Source organism: Acidovorax delafieldii (assembly GCF_007993815.1).
Taxonomy (GTDB): domain Bacteria; phylum Pseudomonadota; class Gammaproteobacteria; order Burkholderiales; family Burkholderiaceae_C; genus Acidovorax; species Acidovorax delafieldii.
Window position 1 is genome coordinate 62,473 of record NZ_VJWE01000015.1, and the last position, 21,347, is coordinate 83,819.

Genomic DNA, 21,347 nt, shown 5'->3' on the forward strand with positions numbered 1-21,347 from the left:
GAAAGGGCTCCATGCAGCGCCCCGAGGCCCGGCCAATGGGCCTTTTTGGGGGGGCGCCATGGCTTGAGTTTGGCTCAGGCCGATGCCATGCCCGCCTCAGTACGTCTCCAGATGCAGTCGCCCTTCGCGCTGAAGCGTCCCACCCAGGGCGTCCCAGCTCAGCCCCGCCTCCTGGGCGATGTCACGCAGCGCCATCACCACGCCTTCTTCCATGCCCTTGAGGCCGCAGACGTAGAAGTGGCTGTTGTCATCGCGCAGCAGGGCCAGCAGGTCGGCGGCGCGCTCGCGCATCAGGTCTTGCACATAGCGCTTGGGCTGCCCGGGCGTGCGGGAGAAAGCCAGGTTGATGTCGATGAAATCCTTGGGCAGGCTTTGCAGTGGGCCGAAGTAGGGCAGTTCCTGCTGCGTGCGTGCGCCGAAGAACAGCAGGAGCTTGCCGCCCTCAAACTTGCCGCTGTTGCGTAGCCTGCGTCGCCACTCGGTCATGGCGCGCATGGGAGCGCTGCCGGTGCCGGTGCAGATCATCACGATGTGCGATCGCGGGTGGTTGGGCATGAGGAAGCTGCTGCCGAACGGCCCCACCACCTGCACCTTGTCGCCCACCTTCAGATCGCAAACGTAGTTGGAGGCAACGCCTCGCACAGGGTTGCCATCGTGGTCCACGGTCACGCGCTTCACGGTCAGCGCCAGGTTGTTGTAGCCGGGGCGTTCGCCGTTGCGCGGGCTGGCCACCGAGTATTGGCGCGCGTGGTGCGGTTTGCCCAGCGCATCGGCGCCCGGCGGGATGATGCCAATCGATTGCCCTTCCAGCACGGGGAACGGCATGCTGCCGAAATCGAGCACCACATGGTGGGTCTCGCTCTCAAAACCCGCTTCGGTGCAATTGAAGTTGCCGACCACGGTGGCTGTGGTCGGGTTTTTGGGCGGAAAAAGATTGGTGTAAGGATGGGCTGCAGACCAGGGCGGTACCGTGGCTCCGTACTGGGCGGAGCGAAACACCTGCGTGCCCGGCTCAGCAGGCGCTTCGGGGGCTTGCTGCAGCGCCGTTACCTCTGTGGCGGGCTCTCCGCCTGCTGCGACCAGTTCATAGGGGGCAAGCTCGCCCGGTAGTTCTTCCCAGCTGAACTGTTCCTCAACGGTGTAGGCACGGGCCACTGGCACCGCACGCCAGTTGTCGATGGAACCCGTGGGGCAGGGCGAGATGCAGGCCATGCAGCCGTTGCACACATCGGCTCGCACCACGTAGTTGTTGTCGTCGTGCGTGATCGCGTTGACCGGACAGGTGGCCTCGCAGGTGTTGCAGCGAATGCAGATCTCTGGGTCGATCAGATGCTGCTTCAGGATGCCGTTGTCGATCAGCGTGTGGGTGTCCATATTCATTCTTCGAGCAATATCCGGCTACCGGTGCTGGGACCTTGCATACAGTGGAAGCATTCGGTGTGCCACAACGCAGAGCCCGACTCGCCGTGCCGCTCGCGCCGTCTTGCCAGGGGCGGCGAATGCGGCACGGGCAACTCAGCTGCGATCAATTAAAACGCACGTACTCAAAATCCACCGGCTGGCGGTTGATGCCCATGACGGGGGGCGCGATCCAGCCGGCGAACTTGCCCGGCTCGACCACACGGCCCATCAACGACGCCACAAACGCAAAGTCTTCGGGCGTGGGCAGCCATTCGGCCTTGCGCGCGGTCCATTCTGCCTCGCTCACCACGCGGCCGTCGGGCGACATCTTGATGCCCGCCAGCGCGCCGATCTGGCGATTGAAGGCCTTGTGGGGGACCACCAGGCGGGTGGGGACGCCCGCCTTCTCCAGCACCTTGTTCCAACGGCCCACGCCCGCCATGGAGTCCTTGATGAAGTCGTCGCGCAGCACTTCGTTCAGCGCGTTGAGCATGGGCACTTCTTTTTCCAGCAGCTGTCCGTCCTTGACCTCCAGCACCTTGTGCGTCTGGCCCTTGAGCACATGATCGTCCGTGCGTTTTCCTTCTTCGTAGCGACCCTTGAGGCCCGAGCTGTAGAACGTGGCGGCGTTGCTCGACTGGTCGGCGCCGAACAGGTCGATGGTCACGCTGTAGTGGAAGTTGAGGTAGCGCTGGACGGTGGGCAGGTCGATGGCGCCAGCAGCACGCACCTTGGCAGGGTCGTCGGTCTTGAGGTCGTTCATCACCTGTGCGGTGCGCGACAGCACGCGCGAGATGCCGCTTTCGCCCACAAACATGTGGTGGGCCTCTTCGGTCAGCATGAACTTGGTGGTGCGCGCCAGCGGGTCAAAAGCGCTCTCTGCCAGGGCCGAGAGCTGGAACTTGCCGTCACGGTCAGTGAAGTAGGTGAACATGAAAAACGCCAGCCAATCCGGCGTCTTTTCATTGAACGCGCCCAGGATGCGCGGGTTGTTCTCGTCGCCGGACTGGCGCTGCAGCAGCGCTTCGGCCTCCTCGCGGCCGTCGCGGCCGAAGTGCTTGTGCAGCAGGTACACCATGGCCCACAGGTGGCGGCCCTCTTCCACATTGATCTGGAACAGGTTGCGCAGGTCGTACATGCTGGGCGCCGTCAGGCCCAGGTGGCGCTGCTGCTCGACCGAGGCAGGCTCCGTGTCGCCCTGGGTCACGATGATGCGGCGCAGATTGGCGCGGTGCTCGCCGGGCACGTCCTGCCAGGCTTTTTCGCCCTTGTGGTCGCCAAAGTGGATCTCGCGGTTGCTGTCGCCTGGGTTCAAAAAGATGCCCCAGCGGTAGTCGCGCATCTTCACGTGGCCGAACTGGGCCCAGCCGTTCGGGTCCACGCTCACGGCGGTACGCAGATAGACCTCATGGTTGGTGGAGCCCTCGGGACCCACGTCGTCCCACCAGTTGATGAAGTTGGGCTGCCAGCCTTCTAGCGCGCGCTGCAACGTGCGGTCTTCGCCCAGGTTCACGTTGTTGGGAATCTTCTCGCTGTAGTTGATGCTGCTCATGGGGTGCTCCTCTGGATGGAAATCGAATGCAGGGCAGGGGGTCAGACGCGCGTCTGGTCAAACCCGGCCTTCTGGCCGGTGCCGTAAACCTTGAGCGCGCCCTTCTCGCCCACGGCGTTGGGGCGGTTGAAGATCCAGTTCTGCCACGCGGTCAGGCGCCCGAAGATGCGGGTGTTCATGTTCTCCCTGCTGGCAAAGCGCAGGTTGGCCTCCAGGCCGGTCAGCGCATCGGGCGACATGGCGGCGCGTTCTTCAATGGCGATACGGATTTCGTCGGCCCAGTCGATGTCGTCGGGGGCTGCCGTGACTAGGCCCAGCGCCAGTGCGCTGTCTGCGTCCAGCGGCCGGCCCGCGGCAGCGCGGACCGCTTCCAGCGGGCCCGCCTCTTCGTAGAAGCGGCGCTGCAAGCGGCTTTGGTCATTCACCATGGGCAGCAGGCCAAAGTTGAATGCGTTCAGGGTGAGCGTTGGGGCCTGCTCTGGCGCGTCGGGCAGGGCCAGCATGTAGGTGCGGTCTGCCGCTAAGGCCAGTTCTGCGAGGGTGCCGGCAAAAGCCGATCCCGTCTCGATCAGCGCGAAGAGGCTGCGTGAGGACACATCCAGACGGGCAAACGTGCGTCGCAGGGCACCGATGGTCTCGCGCACCAGCCAGTGGTCCTGATGCGCGAGCAAGATGGCATCGCTGGTCAGCACCGCCTGCGCATCCCCTTCGGTCTTCAGCAGCCAGGTGCCAATGTCCAGTTCGTTGGTGCGCAGGTTCAGGATGGCGTCGTCCAGCTCGCGGGCCAGTGCCAGCGGCCACCAGGCGGCGCCCGCTGCTTCAATGGCTGCCGTGTCGGCGGGCTGCGCTCCCTCGGGGGCGCGGATGCACAGCGTGGCCGTGCGGCGTGCGCGGTCGATGTCCACCGTCACGTGCTGGTAGCGCATGCCGTCGGCATGGTCCTGCCGTTCCACGCGTGGCAGGGCAATGCCTTGTGCTCCGCTGGGGCGGGTGCTGGTCTGTGCATGGGCGGCGGCGCGCTCTTGCACCGTGACGGCAAATTGCGCGGGCTTGGCGATACGGTCCACCAGGCGCCAGTCCACCGCGCGCTGGCCACGCACACCCTCCACGCTGGTGCAGAAGATGTCGGCCAGATCGTGCCGCACGTGGCGCTTGTCCGTGACACGTGTCAGCCCACCGGTGCCGGGCAACACGCCCAGCAAAGGCACTTCGGGCAGCGACACGGCAGACGACCGGTCATCGACCAGGATGATTTCATCGCACGCCAGTGCCAGCTCATAGCCACCGCCCGCGCAGGCACCATTCACTGCCGCAATGAACTTGAGGCCCGAGTGTTTGGAGGAGTCTTCAATGCCGTTGCGCGTCTCGTTGGTGAACTTGCAGAAGTTGACCTTCCAGGCATGGCTGGACACACCCAGCATGAAGATGTTGGCGCCCGAGCAAAAGATACGGTCCTTGCCACTGGTGACGATGACGCTGCGCACGTTGGGGTGCTCGAAGCGGATGCGGTTGAGCGCGTCATGCAGCTCAATGTCCACCCCCAGGTCGTAGCTGTTGAGCTTGAGCTTGTAGCCAGGACGGATCCCTCCGTCCTCCGCAATGTCAAGGGACAGCCGCGCAATGGCACCCTCGACCGACAAGGTCCAGTGGCGGTACTGCGTGGGATCAGTGCGGTAGTCAACGCGTTCGGGAACGTGGGTGAGGTCTGCCATGAGGTCTCCGTGGAGAATTAATGCAATATAGTGCTTATATGCAGTTGTTGATGTGCATCATCATGCATGTTGTTCGGTGTGTCAATGCATTTTTTTGCCGATGGCATTCGGGTAGACGGGCAGCTCTGCTGAGAGCTGTGCACGGGTCGATTGGGAGGGGCGAGCTGCACAGGCCGCCGCGGTGGCGGGCGCTGTGCTGTGCCGGGATGGGCGTGGGTGCTGCGGCGCCGATGTCCGGGCGGCAGCCGTTCAGACCGGATGCAGGTTTTTACGCCACGCGGGCCATGGCCTTGCGCACGCTGGCACTCAAGGTCTGCAGGCTCTGCTCGGGGGTCTGGCCGGAGGTATCCACCGTGATTTCGGCCTTGGAATAGAAAGCAGCGCGCCCGTCCAGGATGCGCTTGAGGTCGTCCATGGCCTCCTTGCTGGCGGCCATCGGGCGCATGTCGCCCTGTGCCACCACACGCCCCATGTGTTCCTCGGGCGCGGCCCGTAACCACACCGTGGTGCAGTGGGCCAGCAGTTCGTTGAAAGTGGCGGGGTCCGACACAATGCCACCCGGCGTGGCAATGACCACCTCGCTGTGGATTTGGATGGTCTCTTCCAGCGCCCTGCGCTCGTAGCGGCGGTAGGCGGTGGTGCCGTACAGGTCGTGGATTTCGCGCACGCTGCACCCGGCGAGGGCCTCGATGGCGCGGCTCAGTTCAATGAAGGGAACATCCAGCTCGCGCGCCAGCAGCGGCCCCAGGGTGGATTTGCCCGCCCCCCGCAGACCCACCAGCGCAATGCGGCGGTGCCTTGCTGCGTCGTTGTGCCCCCCACTCAGCAGCTCGTGCAACGCCAGGCGGGCACGCCGCAGTTCGGGCTCGCTGCGGTGTTCCAGCAGTTCGCGGATCAGCAGCCATTCGGGCGATTGCGTTGTGAAATCGCCCACGAGCTCCGCCAGCGAGCAGTGCAGCGCATGGGCCACCTGCTGCAGCACCAGGATGGAGGCGTTGCCCGTGCCGTACTCCAGGTTGGCCAGGTGGCGCTCCGACACGTCGGCGGCCACCGCTACCGCCTTGCGGGTCAGGCCCCGCTGTGCACGCAGATTGCGAACGCGCTCGCCCAGCGACACCAGAAGAGGGTTCTTGGGCTCCTCGGCCGATGACTGCGCACCCTCCTGCGCTGAGGCGGGTGCGAGCAGCCCCGCCGTTTCTGTTTCATTCATACCCATCCTTTTCATGGAGCGCCCTGATCTTCTCAGGGAAAACGCCATTCATGCACTATAGTGCTTGACATGGATCTTTGAGGTAACTATGGTTCATCAATTGGCAAAATACTGCATGTTTTGGATGCGCGCAAGGCGGTGGATCAAAAACGGTGCAGATTGGGCCCCGACTCTAGCTGCACCCACTGCCCATGTCCGACAAAACTGCGTTTCACGAAGCCTTGGTTGATCTGACCGCCCAGCTCGCTGGCAAACCCCTGGATGCCGCTCTGGCGCAATGGCTGAACACCGCGCACGGCCCCACCAGTGCGACCTACCAGCGCTTGCGGGAGGCGTGCATTCAGGGCGCACGTGAAGGCTGGCTGTGTGAACGCGAAGGCGGCGGCATCCGCTATGGCCGTGTGTTCAAGCCCGAAGATGCCTTGCACCGGTTTTCTGTGGACGTGGTGGACATGCAAAACATTGCTGGCCCCCACCACACCCACCCGCAGGGCGAAATCGATTTGATCATGCCACTGGAGGGGGAGGCGTTGTTTGACGGCCACCCTGCCGGCTGGTGCGTCTACCCGCCCGGCAGTGCCCACCACCCTACGGTGGCGCGCGGCAGGGCGCTGGTTTTGTACCTGTTGCCCGAGGGGCAGATCCAGTTCACCCGCTAGGGCTGGCGCCAGCGCTGCTCCCTATTGACTTTCTTGCTCTGAAAGATTGACTGCATGACTGAATTGCTCGCCAACCACGTTGCCGGCCGCTGGCAACACGGAACAGGGCCCGGCACTGAGCTGCGCGATCCTGTGCTGGGCACCGCCCTGGTGCGGGTGGACGCCAAGGGGTTGAATCTGCCCGAGGCCTTTGCGTTTGCCCGCGAACAGGGGGGAGCTGCGCTACGCGCTGCCACCTATCGCGAGCGGGCCGCCATGCTCGGCGCGGTCGCCAAGGTGCTGCAGGCGCACCGCGACAGCTACTACGACATCGCCACCGCCAATTCCGGCACCGTCAAGACGGACTCTGCGGTGGACATCGACGGCGGCATCTTCACGCTCGGCCAATATGCCAAATGGGGTGATGCGCTGGGCGATGTGCGCGTGCTGCGTGACGGGGACGCGGTCAGGCTGGGCAAGGAACCGGTCTTTCAGTCGCAGCACCTGCAGGTGCCGAGGCCAGGGGTGGCGCTGTGCATCAACGCGTTCAACTTTCCCGCCTGGGGGCTGTGGGAAAAAGCTGCGCCCGCCTTGCTGTCGGGCATGCCGGTCATCGTCAAGCCCGGCACATCCACGGCGTGGCTGGCCCAGCGCATGGTGCAGGACGTGGTGAACGCAGGGGTGTTGCCCGCCGGTGCACTGTCGATCATCGCGGGAAGCTCGGCGGGTTTGATGGACGCGCTGCAACCCTTTGATGTGGTGTCGTTCACCGGCTCTGCCGAGACGGCGGGCGTTGTCCGCGCGCATCCAGCGGTGGCGCAGCGTTCGGTGCGCGCCAACATCGAGGCGGACAGCCTCAATGCCGCGCTGTTGATGCCCGACGCGGCGCCGGGCAGTTCGGCCTTTGACCTGCTGGTGCGCGAAGTCGTTCGTGAGATGACCGTCAAGTCAGGCCAGAAGTGCACCGCGATCCGCCGCATCCTGGTCCCCACTGCGTCGTACGCTGCGGTGGCGGAGGCTGTCAGCGCCCAGCTGGCCCGCGTGGTGGTGGGCAACCCCCGCAACCCGGAAGTGCGCATGGGCTCGCTGGTCAGCCGCGCCCAGTTCGATGGGGTGCAGGCAGGCATTGCCGCCCTGGGGGCCCATACCGACCTTGTGTATGACGGCCGAACGCGGCCGCTGGTCGATGCCGACCCTGCAGTGGCCGCCTGCGTCGGCCCGGTGCTGCTGGGCGCGCGCGATGCCGACAAGGCCTCCATCGTTCATGACGTGGAGGTGTTTGGACCGGTGGCGACCTTGCTGCCCTATAACGACCTGCCCCATGCGCTGGCCCTTGCGCAGCGTGGCCAGGGCTCGCTGGTGACCTCGCTCTATGGTGCCGACGACAAGGCCCTGGCCCAGGCCGCCGTAGCGCTGGCTGCGAGCAATGGCCGTGTGCATGTGGTGACGCCGGCAGTGGCCACTGCGCAAACGGGCCACGGCAATGTCATGCCCATGTCGCTGCATGGCGGGCCCGGCCGGGCTGGTGGTGGTGCTGAGCTGGGTGGCTTGCGGGCGCTGGACTTCTACCACCAGTGCAGTGCGGTGCAGGCCAGCCCCGAAGTGCTCGCGGCGCTGGGCTGCTGACCCCTCAGCCCCACCCACAACGACAACACCATCGCGACGGAGACACGCCATGAACAGCCTTCCGGAACAGTTCAATTTTGCAGAGCATCTGTTTGCTCTCAACCGCGCGCGGGGTGACCGCACCGCCTACATCGACGACCGGGGGACCCTGAGCTACAGCGCGCTGGAAGACCGCGCTCGGCGGCTGGCGGCGGTGCTGGCCAACACTGGCGTGCGGCGCGAGGAGCGCGTGCTGCTGCTGATGCTGGACACCATCGATTGGCCGGTGGCGTTTCTGGGGTGCCTGTACGCGGGTGTGGTGCCGGTGGCGGTCAATACCCTGCTCAAGCCCGACGACTACGCCTACATGCTGACGCACTGCCGGGCGCAGGCGGCACTGGTCTCCGGCGCATTGCTGCCGGTGCTGAACGAGGCGCTGGCCCTGGCACCCCACCATGAGGTGCGTGCTTGCGTGGTGTCGCAGCCGCAGGGCACGTTGGCTGCAGGGGCGGTGGACATGCAGGCCGCCATCGCCAGCACCTCCGCGCTGACTGCGCCCGCCCGCACCGGCCCGGACGAGCCTGGGTTCTGGCTTTATTCCTCGGGCTCCACGGGCAAGCCCAAGGGCACGGTGCACACCCAGGGCAGCCTGTGGTGGACGGCCGAGCTGTATGGCAAGGCGGTGCTGGGCCTGACCGACAAGGATGTGTGCTTTTCGGCTGCCAAGCTCTACTTTGCGTATGGGCTGGGCAACAGCCTGACCTTCCCGTTGTCGGTGGGCGCCACAGTGGTGCTGATGGCCGAGCGACCCACGCCAGACGCCACCTTCGAGCGTTGGACGCGCCACCAGCCCACGGTGTTCTTTGGGGCGCCCACCGGTTTTGCCGGTATGCTGGCCTCGCCCCGCCTGCCTTCCCGAAGTGCGGTGGCGCTGCGCATGTGCTCGTCTGCCGGCGAGGCGCTGCCGGCCGAGATTGCGCAGCGCTTCAAGGACCATTTCGGCTGCGACATCATCGATGGCATTGGCTCGACAGAGATGCTGCACATCTTTCTTTCCAACCGCCCTGGCGATGTGCGCTACGGCACCACGGGCAAACCGGTGCCGGGGTACGAGATTTCCCTGCGCGGAGAGGACGGCAGCGAGGTGGCGCAGGGCGAAATTGGTGACCTCTACATCCAGGGCCCCAGCGCTGCGCTGATGTACTGGAACAACCGCGCCAAGACCCGCGAGACCTTTCAGGGCGCGTGGACCAAAAGCGGCGACAAATATGTGCGCGATGCCGAGGGTTACTACACCTACGCCGGGCGCAGCGACGACATGCTCAAGGTCAGCGGCATTTACGTGTCCCCCTTCGAGGTGGAGGCCACGTTGATGCAGCACACTTCCGTGCTGGAGGCGGCCGTGGTCGGCACGCAGGATGCTGATGGCCTGACCAAGACCAAGGCGTTTGTCGTGCTCAAAGATGGGCAGGCGGTCACACCGGATGAACTCAAGGACTTTGTGAAGGAACGCCTGGCGCCCTACAAGTACCCGCGTCTGATCGAATTCTTGCCCGAGCTGCCCAAGACGGCCACCGGCAAGATCCAGCGCTTTCGGCTGCGTGAACGGGAGCAGCGGGCGTGAGTGCCAACGGCGTTGCTCCCAGCCCCGGGGGGCGCACTGAGCATGTGCCAGTGCGCTGGCGCAACCGCACGGTCCATATCGAGTACCAGTGGATAGCCCCCGAGCGCAGCACTGCCCCCTTGGTGGTGTTCCTGCATGAGGGCCTGGGCTCCGTGGCGATGTGGAAGGATTTCCCGCGCCAGCTGTGCGATGCGGGTGGGTTTCGGGGGCTGGTGTTCTCTCGTCCTGCTTATGGCCGGTCCACACCCCGGCGCGCGGACGAGGTGTGGGGCGTGGACTTCATGCACCAGCAGGCACACGAGGTGGTGCCCGCATTCCTCGATGCACTGGGCGTGCAGGAAGCCGCCTGGCTCTTCGGTCACAGCGATGGCGCATCGATTGCCCTGTTGCTGGCTGCACGCTGGCCGCAGCGCGTGCAAGGTCTGGTGGTGATGGCGCCGCACCTCTTTGTGGAAGACGTGACGGTGCAAAACATCGAACGCGCGCGGGACGCTTACGAACAGACTGATCTGCGCCACAAGCTGGCGCGTTACCACGACGATGGGGGTTCGGCCTTCTGGGGCTGGAACCGCGTCTGGCTGGACCCGGCCTTCCGTGCGTGGAACATCGAGCCAGAGGTCGCCCAGATCCGCGCCCCCGTGCTGGCCATCCAGGGCTGTGATGACGAATACGGCACCCTGGCCCAGATCCGGGGCATTGCTCAGCGGGTGCCAGGCACCCGGGTGCTGGAATTGCCGGACTGCGCGCACTCTCCGCACCGTGACCAGCCTGGTGCGGTGATGGCCGCTGCGGTTGCCTTCATCCAAGCGCACCACTCGCCCACATAGCGGCAGATGGTGCAGTAGCGGGCGGTAGCCCATGCACCCAGTGACGCCAAAAAAAAGGGGCTATTCCACCTGACGCCGCAGGCCTTCCAGGTCGGTCACGGTGATGCCGCCGTATTTGATCTCCAGCAGGCCAGCGGCCTGCAGCCGCTTCAACGCCGCGTTGCAGCGCTGGCGTGATACGCCCGAGAGATTGGCAATTTCTTCCTGCGACACCTGCAGGTGCGTGTCGCTGCCCGGGTGCAGCCAGGGGTGGAACAGGCCTGCCAGCGCGCGGGCCACCTGGCTGTCGGTATCGAGCAAATGGTGGGCCGTAAAGTTGCCCAGAAACCAGTGCATGCGTTCGTTGATCTGGCGCAGCAGAAAGTGGTCAAAGCTGCGCTGCGTGGCGTGCAGCCATTCAAAAGTCTCCATCGGCACCAGCGCAACGCGGCTGGGGCGCAGTGCGATCACGTCGGCCGTGCGGGGCGTGCCGCGCAGCAAGGTGCCCTCGCCAAACCAGCTTCCCGCCGACAGTCCGCCGAGCGTGACCGAGCGGCCATCCCCCGAGGTCACAGTCCACTTCAGCAGCCCCTCGATGGCGCCATACCAGTGCACGGGGGTATGGCCGCGCCGGCACAGCTCGCCGCCCTGGGGCACTTCGACCTCGCGCACATCGTCCATCACCCGCTGCTGGGCGGCGCCGTCCAAGGCCGGGAACCAGGCAGAGTGCAGCAGCAGATCGGTGAGGGTAGGGGGCGCCAGTTTGACCAACATGGTGAGAGTGTCTCCTGCGCCACTGTGTGCTGTACAGGCGCGTGAGCGTATTCCCTGAGTCCAAATGTCATCGCGATGACTGAATGTGCAGGGGCGCCAAAAAATAATGACGGCTCCATCCACAGGAGACACATGATGATGCACACCCGCCGCCAGTTCATGCACCACGTTGGTTGCGCCTCTGCGCTGGGGGCCTTGTCGCCGCTGGCCGCCTGGGCGCAGACCATCGACCAGATCAAGATCTTTTACGGCTTTCCCGCAGGCAGCGCGGGCGACAGCGTGGCGCGCAGGGTGGGCGAGAAGCTGGCGGGATCGCCCTACACCCGCAACCCCGCAGTGGTGGAAAACAAGCCCGGCGCGGGCGGCCGCATCGCGCTGGAGTCGCTCAAGGGGGCGCCCGCCGATGGCAGCGTGCTCACGCTGTCGCCGTTTTCGTGCACGTCCATTTACCCGCACATTTACAGCCGCCTGAGCTACGACCCGGCCAAGGACTTTGTGCCGGTGTCCATCGGTGCCGTCATGCACCATGGTCTGGCTGTGGGGCCGCTGGTGCCTGCCTCCGTCAAGACGGTGAAGGACTTTCTGGCCTGGGCCAAGGCCAACCCCGGGCAGGCGAACTACGGCTCACCCGCAGCGGGCTCCACGCCACACTTCATCGGTGCGCTGCTGGGCTTGAACAACGGCGTGGACCTCAAGCATGTGCCGTACCGCGGTTCCATCCCGGGCGTCACCGATGTGGTGGGCGGGCAGATCGCGTCGATGGTCACGCCCAGCGGAGACTTCATTCCCAACCACAAGGCGGGCAAGCTGCGGCTGATCGCCACCTCGGGTCAGGCGCGGTCGCCGTTTTCGCCCGAGGTCGCCACGTTTGCAGAGCAGGGCTTTCCAGAACTCACGACCGAGGAATGGTTTGGCTTTTACGCCCCGGCCCGCACGCCAGCAGCCGTGGTGTCTGCCGCCAACGCCGCCATCAACGCAGCGATCAAGGACAAGGCCGTCATGGACAGCCTGGCCGTGGTGGGGCTCATCGCGAAGGGCTCTACGCCTGCGGAGATGCTGGCCTCGCAACAGGCCGAATATGAGCGCTGGGGCCCGCTGGTGAAGAAGGTCGGCTTCACGGCAGAGTCCTGAAAGGTTCCCCATGGCACACACCGTGAAGCGCGTGGCTGTCGTGGCCACCGGCACCATTGGCGCGAGCTGGGCCGCGTACTTTCTGGCACGGGGTTTGGACGTGCATGCCACCGACCCGTCGCCAGGGGCCGAGCAGCGACTGCGGGACGCCGTCGCCGCGCATTGGGTGGCGCTGGCGCAGCAGGGGCTGACCTCGGGGGCAAGCCAGGAGCGCCTGCACTTTCATGTGCGGCTGGAAGATGCTCTGGCGCAGGCCGACTTTGTCCAGGAGAACGGGCCCGAGCGACTCGACTTCAAGGTGGACCTGTTCCGCCGCATGGATGCAGCGACCCCGGCGCATGTGGTGCTGGCCTCCAGTTCTTCGGGGCTGGCGGTGACGGACATGCAGAAGGATTGCACGCACCCCGGGCGCGTGGTGCTGGGCCACCCGTTCAATCCGCCGCACATGATCCCGCTGGTCGAAGTGGGCGGCGGCGAGCGCACCACGCCCCAGGCGGTGGCCGATGCCATGGCGTTCTACACCCACATTGGCAAGCGTCCCATCCACGTGCAGCGTGAGATCAAGGGGCACATTGCCAACCGCCTGCAGGCGGCGCTCTGGCGCGAGGCCTTTCATCTGGTGGACCAGGGCGTAGCCACTGTGGAAGACATCGACACAGCCATCTCCCAGGGCCCCGGCTTGCGGTGGGCGCTGATGGGGCCGTTCATGAACCTGCACCTGTCGGGCGGCGACGGTGGCATAGCCCACCTGCTGGCCCACCTGGGCGGTCCCATCGAAAGCTGGTGGCAGGACCTGGGCACGCCGTCCATGACCGAAACCTTGCAGCGCCAGGTGACCGAAGGCGTCACACAGGCGCTGGGCACGCGCCAAGCCAGCGATCTGGCCCGTGCGCGGGATACCTTGCTCATTGAGTTGCTGCGCGCCAAGCAGGTGTCCGGCCTGTTGAGCGAGCCCGATCCCGATCTGCACACCTGAGGCACAGCGTCCCCTGTTTTGAACCTCCATCGTTCCCGAGAACCCACCATGTACCCAGCCTTTCTTGATGACGAGCGCCAGATTGCCCCTGCGCGCGCTGTGCGCACCCAGTTTGACGATGGTTCTTTCACGCTGCGCTCTCCCATGGCGCTGCAACCCTATGCCCGCTGCGTAGGGGAATGGCTCGAACTCTGGGCGCGAGAGACGCCAGATGCTCTGGCGCTGGCCGAGCGCGGCGACGGTGCAGAAGGCTGGCGCAGCCTGACCTATGCCCAGCTGCGCCGCCAGGTGGGCGCCGTGGCACAGTCGCTGCTGGACCTGCGGTTACCAGCCGGGCGGCCCATTGCCATCCTGTCCGACAACGCGGTGGACCATGCGGTGCTCATGCTGGCGGCCATGCATGTGGGCATCACCCCCTGTTCGCTGTCGAGCGCGTATGCGCGCTCCCAGGACCCCAGCCGCCTGCACAGCATGTTGTCGGTGCTGGAGCCCAGCCTGGTCTATGCGTCCGATGCCAGCGTCTATGCGGCAGCCCTGCACGGCTGGGACAGCGATGCCGTGCGTGTGTTCAGCCGCAACGCCTCCACGTGTCCGGGTGCGCTGCCCTGGGAGCATCTGCTCGCTGGGCAGGAAACGCCCCAGGTGCAGCAGGCCATGCAGGCGCTGCTGCCCGATGACCATGCCAAATACCTGCTCACCTCCGGCTCCACCGGTCGGCCCAAGGTGGTCATCAACACCCACCGCATGCTCTGCGCCAACCAGCAGATGATGGCCCAGGCGTGGCGCTTTCTGGAGCACGAAAAGCCAGTGCTGGTGGACTGGCTGCCCTGGAGCCATACCTTTGGCGGCAACCACAACCTCAACATGGTGCTGTGCCACGGCGGCACGCTCTACATCGACGAGGGGCGGCCGATGCCGGGGCTCATCGACAAGACGGTGCGCAACCTGCGCGAGGTGCAGCCCACCATGCTGTTCAATGTGCCTCGGGGCTTTGACATGCTGCTGCCGTTCCTGGAGGCCGACGACGGCCTGGCCGCTAACGTGCTGGCGCGCATGCGGCTGGCCTTCTATGCGGCGGCGGCGCTGGCTCCATCGACCTGGCAGCGCCTGCAGGCCGTTGCGCGGCGCGTGCGCCCCGCCCAGCCGCTGTGGCTCACGACATCGTGGGGATCCACAGAGACAGCGCCCGCTGTCACCACCGCGCACTGGCACCTGGAGGGCGCGGGCTGCATTGGTGCACCCTTGCCAGGGCTGGAGCTGAAGCTGGTGCCCAACGGCAGCAAGCTGGAGATGCGGGTTCGTGGCGTGTCGGTGTTTGCAGGCTACCGCAATGCGCCGCGCGAAACGGCGGCAGCGTTCGATCACGAGGGGTTCTACCGCATCGGCGACGCGGGCTATCTGGTGGACGCGGAGCAGCCAGACAAAGGCGTGGTCTTCAACGGGCGCGTGGCGGAGGATTTCAAGCTGTCCAGCGGCAGCTGGGTGTCGGTGGGCACGTTGCGGGTGGAGCTGGTGTCGCAACTGGCGCCGCTGGTGCAAGACATCGTGCTCACCGGGCATGACCGCGATGAGGTGGGCATGCTGGTGTTTCCGTCTGCGGCCGGTGCGGCCGACGCTGCGCGGCTGGAGCAGGCATTGCAGGCCGTGATGCGCGCGCGCCGGGATGCGGGCGCTGGGTCTTCGCAATGCCCCACACGGGCCATGGTGATGGACATGGCGCCTGATGCAGACGCCGGGGAGATCACTGACAAGGGCTACATCAACCAGGGGGCGGTGCTGTCACGCCGCGCGGCGGCGGTGCAGGCGTTGTACGCCCATCCTGCAGCGCCAGGGGTCATCAGGGCCTGATTGCGCGGGGCCCAGGGCGTGTAGGGGAGGCGTCGTCGCGCACCCTTGCGGGTTCCCCCAAAAGAAAAAAGGGGCCTCGCGGCCCCCGGTGCTGAAGCAGGCGCCTTGCGGCGCTGGGTGCATCAGGCGGTTGCGTCCTTGAGCTTCTTCAGGGCGCGGGTCTTGATCTTGACCGAGGCGGGCTTGGCGGGGAACCAGCGCTCTTCACCCGTGAACGGGTCCTTGCCAAAACGCTTTTTCTTGGCAGGCACTTGCTGCAGGCCAATCTTGAGCACGCCAGGCAGCGTGAACTCGCCAGAGCCCTTCTTGTGCACCGAGCCCAGGATGGCGGCTTCCAGCGCAGCCAGCACGGCCTTGGCAGCCTTGGGCTCCACACCCGACTGTTCGGCCAGATGGGCGACCAGCGTGGTCTTGTTGAAAGCAGCCTTGATGGGCTTCAGGGCGGCAGCAGCGGCCACGGGCTTGGCGGCGGGAGCGGCTGCTTTCTTGGCGGCTGGAGCCGCCTTTTTGGCTGCAGGTGCTACCTTCTTGGCGTCGGGTGCTGCGGCCTTGACGGCCACCTTCTTTGCGGGAGCGGGAGTTTTCTTTGCAGTTGCCATGATGTTTTTTCGTTGATTGGAATGACGATGGGCCCTGCCTCTGCGGGCGAGGACCTGCGTGATTTTAGGTGCGATAACGCCAGACGCGATAGGGCCTGCGTGCCGCAGGTGTTTGCAGCCGTCGCATGGGTGCGGTGCCAACTGCTTGCGCAGGGCCCGCGAGGTCGGTGCAGGAGCGCGCTTTGCGCCCCCTTGTTGTCTGCGTGGCTAAGCTGCCGTCTGCAGGCCCAGCACCGCGATCACATGACAGCCCGTGCCTGCGATGACACAGCCATGCCACACGGCGTGGGCGTAGCGCACTACGGCGTCCATCACAAAAAACACCACACCGGCCGTGTACGCGGCCCCGCCGATGACCAGCCAGGCCGCACTCACGGTGGGCACATGGGCCATCAGGGGCAAGGCCGCCAGCAGCGCCACCCAGCCCATCGCCACATACAAGGCCGTGGACAGCCAGGGCGCAGTGCGCCTTGTGCGCAGCTGCAGCCAGCAGCCCGCCAGGGCCGCGAGCCAGACGAGGGCCAGGGCGGTGACATGGTGCGTGTTGCCCGGCGCACTCAACGCAAACGGGGTGAAGCTGCCCGCAATGAACAGGTGAATCGCCGCATGGTCCAGCCGCAGCGCCCATTGCTTGGCCCGCCCCGGCGGCAGCGCGTGGTACAGGGTGGACGCGCCATACAGCAGCGCCATGGTGGCCACAAACACCAGCACACCCCCTATGGCTGCGGGATGCGCGGCGGGGGCTGATTGCAGCAGTTGTGGCACGGCAAGGCAGGCGCCCACCAGCGCAGCACCGTGCAGCGCACTGTTGGCCACCTCTTCGTGCAGGTCCTGCGGCCGGTCGCTCATGGCGATCTTGCTAGTGATGGGCAGGCGTGTGCAGCCGCTCGCGCCACAGCTGCCAGCGCGCGCGCTGCAGGGCCAGAAACTCCACCACGCCCCAGGCCAGTGCACAGGCCAGCATCGCCCAGCCCATGGCCCAGCGGTAGGCCTCAGTCTTGCGCGATGGCGGGTACATCATCGTGGTCCCAGCCGGTGGTGCGGGGCAGGTCCAGGCTCAGCCACCCGCGTTCATCGAACAGCTCATCGAGCAGCCGCTGCAGTCCGAACAATTTCCAGAGCATGTTGCGCCTCTTCCAAAGGGTGGTGACTGCAGGCAAGGTAGCGCCCTTGTGTGACGGTTTCGCGTCGGTTCGCGCAAACCCCACAGGTTGGCCGCAGCGCTGTTCGTGCTGGGCCCCGGGCGCTATCCTCACTGCCTGGCACGCGCTCTGGCGTGCTCCACACACCGACTTACCCCCACCCATTGAACATGCTGCCCGAGCTTGCGGCGCTGGAAAAAATCCTGGACCTGGGGGCGCCCCATCTGCAGGTGCAGGTCGTCCAGCAGGTGTCTGTGGCATCGGGCACGCAATTTCCCATCTATGCCATTGGGTTGGGCAACCCGGCGCTGGACGTGCCCGCCGTCGGATTCTTTGGCGGCGTGCATGGGCTGGAGCGCATTGGTGCCGAGGTGGTCATTGCCTACCTGCAAAACGTGGTCATGCGGCTGCAGTGGGACACCACCTTGCACCAGCAGCTGGAGCGTGTGCGCCTGGTCTTCATGCCCATCGTCAACCCCGGCGGCATGTGGTCTGCCACGCGCGCCAATCCGCGCGGGGTGGACCTGATGCGCAATGCGCCCGTCGACGCGGTGGACCCGGTGCCCTGGGGCATTGGCGGGCAGCGCGTGAGCGCGGGCCTGCCCTGGTACCGGGGCAGGCTGGGCGAGCCCATGGAGGCCGAGAGCCAGGCGCTGTGCGACGTGGTGGCGCAGCAGCTGCTGGCGCGGCCCTTCAGCATTGCGCTGGACTGCCACTCGGGCTTTGGGGTCAAGGACCGGCTGTGGTTCCCGTTTGCCCACACCCGCCGGCCCATTCTGCACCTGGCCGAGCTGCATGCGCTGCAAGACATCTTTCTGCAGGCGCACAGCAACCACCAGTACATCATCGAGCCGCAAAGCGCGCAGTACCTCGCCCATGGCGATCTGTGGGACCACCTGTACCTGCAGGCCTGCCGCGATGTGCCCGCACACACCTTCCTGCCCCTCACGCTGGAGATGGGCTCTTGGCTGTGGATCAAGAAGAACCCGCGCCAGCTGTTCTCGCGCAACGGCATCTTCAATCCGCTCATCAACCACCGGCAGCAGCGGGTGCTGCGGCGGCACCTGTCGCTGCTGGACTTTCTGTCGCGCGCGGCCTGCAGCCACGCACGCTGGGTGCCGGCGCCCGATCAGCGTGCGCAGCGCCGGGCCGATGCTCTGGCTGCGTGGTACTGAGATGCCAGTGCGCCCACCACGCCAATGGATCTTGCTGCGCGGGCTGACGCGCGAGGCCGCGCACTGGGGCGCCTTTGGCGAGCGCTTTGCGCAAGCGGTGCCAGGCGACCAGGTGCTGGCGCTCGATCTGCCAGGCAATGGCGAGTTCCATGGCCTGGTGTCGCCCCTGTCGGTGCAGGGCATGGTGCAAGCCTGCCGTGCAGAGCTGGCGCAGCGTGCCGTGGCGCCGCCCTACCACTTGCTGGCCATGTCGCTGGGGGCGATGGTGGCGACCGAATGGGCGCGCGTGGCGCCCCATGAGGTGGCGGGCTGCGTGCTCATCAACACCAGCCTGCGCCCGTTCAGCCCGTTCTGGCACCGCCTGCAGCTGCACAACATCGCGCCGCTGCTGCGGCTGGCGTGGCGGTGGCGATCTGCCGAGGCCGCCGAGCAGGTGGTGTGGCAGATCACCAGCCGCAGCGCGCCATCCGCTGCCACCGGCGTGTTGGCGCAGTGGGCCGCGGTGCGCAGGCAACGGCCGGTGTCGGCCCACAATGCCCTGCGCCAGCTGGTGGCGGCCGCGCGGTACCGCGCGCCGGCAGCCGCACCGGTGGACCGTGTGCTGCTGCTGGGCAGCGAGAAGGACCACCTGGTGTCCCGCCAATGCTCGCAGGCCATTGCGCAGGCCTGGGGGCTGCCGCTGCAGTCGCATCCGTGGGCGGGACACGACCTGCCGCTGGATGACCCGCAGTGGGTCATCGATGCCGTGCTGCAGTGGCTGTCCCGTAGCGAGTCAACGGACGGGTTAACGGGGGCTACGGCGTGAGGCTGTTCAACGCACCCTGTGCCACCAGCTCGCGGTACCACTCCGCATAGCCCGCGCTGCTGGGGTGCAGGCCGTCAGCGGCGTTCAGTTCCTGGCTGCGGGTCACGAACGGGTCCTGGTCGCGCGGCTTGAGCAAGCGCACGTAGTGCACCTGCTGCGCGCTGGCTGCCTCCCGCGCCAGGGCATGCAGCGCCTCGGACCGGCGCGACATGGCCCATGACAGGGGCGGCACAAAAAAGGGCGCGTGGCCCACATTGCCACAAGGCATCAGCACCACCTGCTGCCCCTTCTGGCGTGCCAGCGCCACCGCCTGCTGGACCTGATGGCGCAGCGTGTCCTCGGGGGTGAAGCGGATAACGTCATTGCCACCCGCCAGCACCATTACCAGGTCGTAGCCGCCGCCAGCGCGCTCCAGTTGCTGCACCACATCGCCAAATTTGGCGCCGTTGGCCGCCAGGTTGTCGATGCGCCATTGGGGATGGTCCTGGCCGATGCGCCCTGGCAGGCTGTCTGCTGCGGTGCTGGCACCGGTGCCCACGGCGGTGCTGTCTCCCACCACCAGCACACGCCGCGTCGGCTGCGGGGGCTGAGCGGTGTAGGGGCGTGCATCGCGGGCCAGGTCGGCGGCCGTCCACATGCGCCAAGGGGCACAGCCCGTCAGCAGCAGTGCGCCCGCAGCCACCGCGGCCAGGGTGGCCCACCGGCGGGTGGCGTTGTGGTGCGGGGAGGTGTTTCGCGTCATGGTGCATGCGCCCAAAGTTGCTCTGGGCTCAGCGTACCTGCAGACTCGGCGACCCTGCGTCGGCGTCGGGCATTCACGTGCGTAGGACAGTGCTACGCCCCGCGTCCAGGGGGTGCTACTGCTTGAAGACGACGGCGTCCAACGCCATCGCCCGGATCGCCTCGGCTGCGGCATCGGCCTGGGCGCGGGTGGCGTAAGGCCCCACCCGCACGCGGATGCGGCGACCCTTGGAATTGTTCAGCTCCTGGCGAAACGCGGGCAGGCCTTCGTTGAGCAAGCGCGCCTGCGTCTTGCGGGCGTTGGCTTCTTCGGCGAACAGGCCCACGTTGATGTAGTAGCCCGGGGCAGTGCCCACCGTGGGCAGCGCGGTGTCGGCGGTGGAGGACGCTGCTGCCGCCGGTGTCTTGGGCTTGGTGGGGGCTGCTGCGCGGCTGGCGGCATCACGGCGTGCAGGGGCGGTAGCGGTGGCGCTGGCCGCAGGCGTCGGTGCGCGGGTCGATGCGGCTGGCGTGGCTGGCTTGGGTGTGGACGCTTTGGCGGCTGGAGGGGCGGCCGTGGCCGATGCGGACAGTGCTGGAGCTGGAGGCTCGGCCGTTTTTTGAACGGCAGTGGCGGCAGGAGCGGGCGCGACAGCCAAAGGTGCCGACGCCACAGGTGCAGGCGCAAGCGCAGGCTTGGGGGCTGCTGCTGCAGCAGGAGCCTGGGGCGCGGGTGTGGTCGCTGGCAGTGGCGCTGGCGGTGGTTCTGTTGCCACTTCAGGGGCAGGCGTTGGCGGCGTGGTGGCCCCTTCGGTCTCCGGCACCGGCAAGGCACCCACGGGCTTGGTGGCAGATGCCGCCTGGGCCGCTGCCGTGGCCTGCGCCACCGTGACGGCGGGTTCGAGCGCCAGGGGCTTCACGTCCGACGGCGACAGCGCCAGGTAGGCGATCAGTGCGGCCAGGCCCAGCACCACGTTTGCGAGCACCAGCACCTGCAGCCGCTTGCGCGAGCTGGCCTGCTTTTCGAGCAGCGCGCAGGCTTCCGGCACGGTGCGCGACGCGGCCAGCGCGCGCGCAATGCGCTTGCGGATGTCGGCGTACAGGATGGCGTTGCCGTACAGCCCCGGCACGGCAAAGGCCAGCACCGCAAAGGCGCCCAGCACCCCGAGTTCGATGCCCACGGGCCAGTGCAAAAACGAACGGCCCACGCCAAACACGATCAGTGCCAGCCCCTCGGCTGCCGCCACATAGACCAGCGCGGCGCCCCATAGCTGGCGAAACAGCATCCAGTTCAGGGTGCACAGGCAGGCGGCCCAATTCCAGGTGGTGGTCGTGCGGCCCGTGTCGTCAAAGCGCTCGAACACCTTCAGGTAATAGTCCGTGTTCACGGGCCCCAGGGCCAGCCGCGACATGGCCGCCATGGCATTGTCGGACGGCAAATCGAGCGACATGGCCGGGATGATGGAGGCGACAGGATCCGTGTGGTCGAGCATGGTCGGATTCTGTCATGCACCGGGCGGTGTGTTACCTGCCGAATCGCAAGGTGCTGCGCGGCGGCAACGGGTGCGCGCAGCGTGGTGGCGCGCTGCGGTGCGTCCGAGCAGGCCACTACGTGCCTGTGGGGCGGGT

General features: G+C 66.5%; 20 protein-coding genes. 9 read left to right on the forward strand and 11 right to left on the reverse strand.

The window, feature by feature from the left end; genetic code table 11:
- Positions 1-96 precede the first annotated feature (96 nt).
- The 4 genes from boxA to ATF69_RS16240 all read right to left on the reverse strand — a co-directional run bounded on the left by boxA (position 97) and on the right by ATF69_RS16240 (position 5,875).
- Positions 97-1,374 (reverse strand): benzoyl-CoA 2,3-epoxidase subunit BoxA, encoded by a 1,278-nt coding sequence (boxA, locus tag ATF69_RS16225; RefSeq protein WP_146871622.1) that lies wholly within the window; start codon positions 1,372-1,374, stop codon positions 97-99.
- A gap of 151 nt (positions 1,375-1,525) precedes the next feature.
- Positions 1,526-2,953: a benzoyl-CoA 2,3-epoxidase subunit BoxB gene (gene boxB, locus ATF69_RS16230; RefSeq protein ID WP_146871623.1), complete on the reverse strand. Its 1,428-nt coding sequence runs from the start codon at positions 2,951-2,953 to the stop codon at positions 1,526-1,528.
- 41 nt (positions 2,954-2,994) lie between these two features.
- The gene (boxC, locus tag ATF69_RS16235) at positions 2,995-4,665 is read right to left on the reverse strand and encodes a 2,3-epoxybenzoyl-CoA dihydrolase (RefSeq protein WP_146871624.1); all 1,671 of its coding nucleotides are present in this window, start codon (positions 4,663-4,665) and stop codon (positions 2,995-2,997) included.
- A 268-nt stretch (positions 4,666-4,933) separates the two neighbouring features.
- Positions 4,934-5,875, reverse strand: a complete 942-nt coding sequence (locus ATF69_RS16240; protein ID WP_056746950.1) for a helix-turn-helix transcriptional regulator — start codon at positions 5,873-5,875, stop codon at positions 4,934-4,936.
- Between the two features lie 191 nt (positions 5,876-6,066).
- Here ATF69_RS16240 and ATF69_RS16245 point away from each other — a divergent pair, with 191 nt between their 5' ends.
- Genes ATF69_RS16245 through ATF69_RS16260 form a run of 4 tightly spaced genes read left to right on the forward strand, consistent with a single transcriptional unit; the run spans position 6,067 to position 10,569 of the window.
- A complete protein-coding gene (locus ATF69_RS16245; RefSeq protein WP_056746949.1) occupies positions 6,067-6,534 on the forward strand; it encodes a 4-hydroxylaminobenzoate lyase in 468 nt (155 codons plus the stop codon).
- Positions 6,535-6,588: 54 nt separating this feature from the next.
- Positions 6,589-8,139 (forward strand): 3,4-dehydroadipyl-CoA semialdehyde dehydrogenase, encoded by a 1,551-nt coding sequence (locus ATF69_RS16250; RefSeq protein ID WP_146871625.1) that lies wholly within the window; start codon positions 6,589-6,591, stop codon positions 8,137-8,139.
- Positions 8,140-8,188: 49 nt separating this feature from the next.
- Entirely contained in the window at positions 8,189-9,742 is a 1,554-nt protein-coding gene (locus ATF69_RS16255) for a benzoate-CoA ligase family protein (protein ID WP_146871626.1), read from the forward strand.
- The gene (locus ATF69_RS16260; RefSeq protein ID WP_146871627.1) at positions 9,739-10,569 is read left to right on the forward strand and encodes an alpha/beta fold hydrolase; all 831 of its coding nucleotides are present in this window, start codon (positions 9,739-9,741) and stop codon (positions 10,567-10,569) included. Before ATF69_RS16255 ends, ATF69_RS16260 begins: the two co-directional genes overlap by 4 nt.
- A gap of 60 nt (positions 10,570-10,629) precedes the next feature.
- Here the strand turns inward: ATF69_RS16260 and ATF69_RS16265 are convergent, their stop codons facing one another.
- Positions 10,630-11,322, reverse strand: a complete 693-nt coding sequence (locus ATF69_RS16265; protein WP_146871628.1) for a Crp/Fnr family transcriptional regulator — start codon at positions 11,320-11,322, stop codon at positions 10,630-10,632.
- Between the two features lie 138 nt (positions 11,323-11,460).
- Here ATF69_RS16265 and ATF69_RS16270 point away from each other — a divergent pair, with 138 nt between their 5' ends.
- Genes ATF69_RS16270 through ATF69_RS16280 form a run of 3 tightly spaced genes read left to right on the forward strand, consistent with a single transcriptional unit; the run spans position 11,461 to position 15,277 of the window.
- Positions 11,461-12,453, forward strand: a complete 993-nt coding sequence (locus tag ATF69_RS16270) for a Bug family tripartite tricarboxylate transporter substrate binding protein (protein ID WP_056746992.1) — start codon at positions 11,461-11,463, stop codon at positions 12,451-12,453.
- 10 nt (positions 12,454-12,463) lie between these two features.
- Positions 12,464-13,429 (forward strand): 3-hydroxyacyl-CoA dehydrogenase NAD-binding domain-containing protein, encoded by a 966-nt coding sequence (locus ATF69_RS16275; RefSeq protein ID WP_146871629.1) that lies wholly within the window; start codon positions 12,464-12,466, stop codon positions 13,427-13,429.
- Positions 13,430-13,477: 48 nt separating this feature from the next.
- Positions 13,478-15,277 (forward strand): feruloyl-CoA synthase, encoded by a 1,800-nt coding sequence (locus ATF69_RS16280; protein WP_146871630.1) that lies wholly within the window; start codon positions 13,478-13,480, stop codon positions 15,275-15,277.
- Between the two features lie 122 nt (positions 15,278-15,399).
- Here ATF69_RS16280 and ATF69_RS16285 read toward each other — a convergent pair whose 3' ends face one another.
- From ATF69_RS16285 to ATF69_RS23420, 4 genes are all read right to left on the reverse strand, one after another.
- Positions 15,400-15,876 (reverse strand): HU family DNA-binding protein, encoded by a 477-nt coding sequence (locus ATF69_RS16285; RefSeq protein WP_146871631.1) that lies wholly within the window; start codon positions 15,874-15,876, stop codon positions 15,400-15,402.
- A 207-nt stretch (positions 15,877-16,083) separates the two neighbouring features.
- A complete protein-coding gene (gene trhA / locus ATF69_RS16290) occupies positions 16,084-16,725 on the reverse strand; it encodes a PAQR family membrane homeostasis protein TrhA (protein WP_146871632.1) in 642 nt (213 codons plus the stop codon).
- Between the two features lie 10 nt (positions 16,726-16,735).
- Positions 16,736-16,897: a hypothetical protein gene (locus ATF69_RS23165; RefSeq protein ID WP_167514362.1), complete on the reverse strand. Its 162-nt coding sequence runs from the start codon at positions 16,895-16,897 to the stop codon at positions 16,736-16,738.
- Complete coding sequence (locus tag ATF69_RS23420; RefSeq protein WP_255342784.1) at positions 16,869-17,000, reverse strand: hypothetical protein; 132 nt, start codon at positions 16,998-17,000, stop codon at positions 16,869-16,871. The genes ATF69_RS23165 and ATF69_RS23420 overlap by 29 nt, the downstream gene beginning before the upstream one ends.
- 188 nt (positions 17,001-17,188) lie before the next feature.
- Here ATF69_RS23420 and ATF69_RS16295 point away from each other — a divergent pair, with 188 nt between their 5' ends.
- Positions 17,189-18,193: a M14 family zinc carboxypeptidase gene (locus ATF69_RS16295; protein ID WP_146871633.1), complete on the forward strand. Its 1,005-nt coding sequence runs from the start codon at positions 17,189-17,191 to the stop codon at positions 18,191-18,193.
- Between the two features lies 1 nt (position 18,194).
- A complete protein-coding gene (locus ATF69_RS16300) occupies positions 18,195-18,998 on the forward strand; it encodes an alpha/beta fold hydrolase (protein WP_146871634.1) in 804 nt (267 codons plus the stop codon).
- Here ATF69_RS16300 and ATF69_RS16305 read toward each other — a convergent pair.
- Both ATF69_RS16305 and ATF69_RS16310 read right to left on the reverse strand, forming a co-directional pair.
- Positions 18,988-19,740: an SGNH/GDSL hydrolase family protein gene (locus ATF69_RS16305; protein WP_146871635.1), complete on the reverse strand. Its 753-nt coding sequence runs from the start codon at positions 19,738-19,740 to the stop codon at positions 18,988-18,990. The two genes, ATF69_RS16300 and ATF69_RS16305, sit on opposite strands and share 11 nt — an antisense overlap.
- 115 nt (positions 19,741-19,855) lie before the next feature.
- The gene (locus ATF69_RS16310; protein WP_146871636.1) at positions 19,856-21,211 is read right to left on the reverse strand and encodes an SPOR domain-containing protein; all 1,356 of its coding nucleotides are present in this window, start codon (positions 21,209-21,211) and stop codon (positions 19,856-19,858) included.
- Positions 21,212-21,347: the final 136 nt, after the last annotated feature.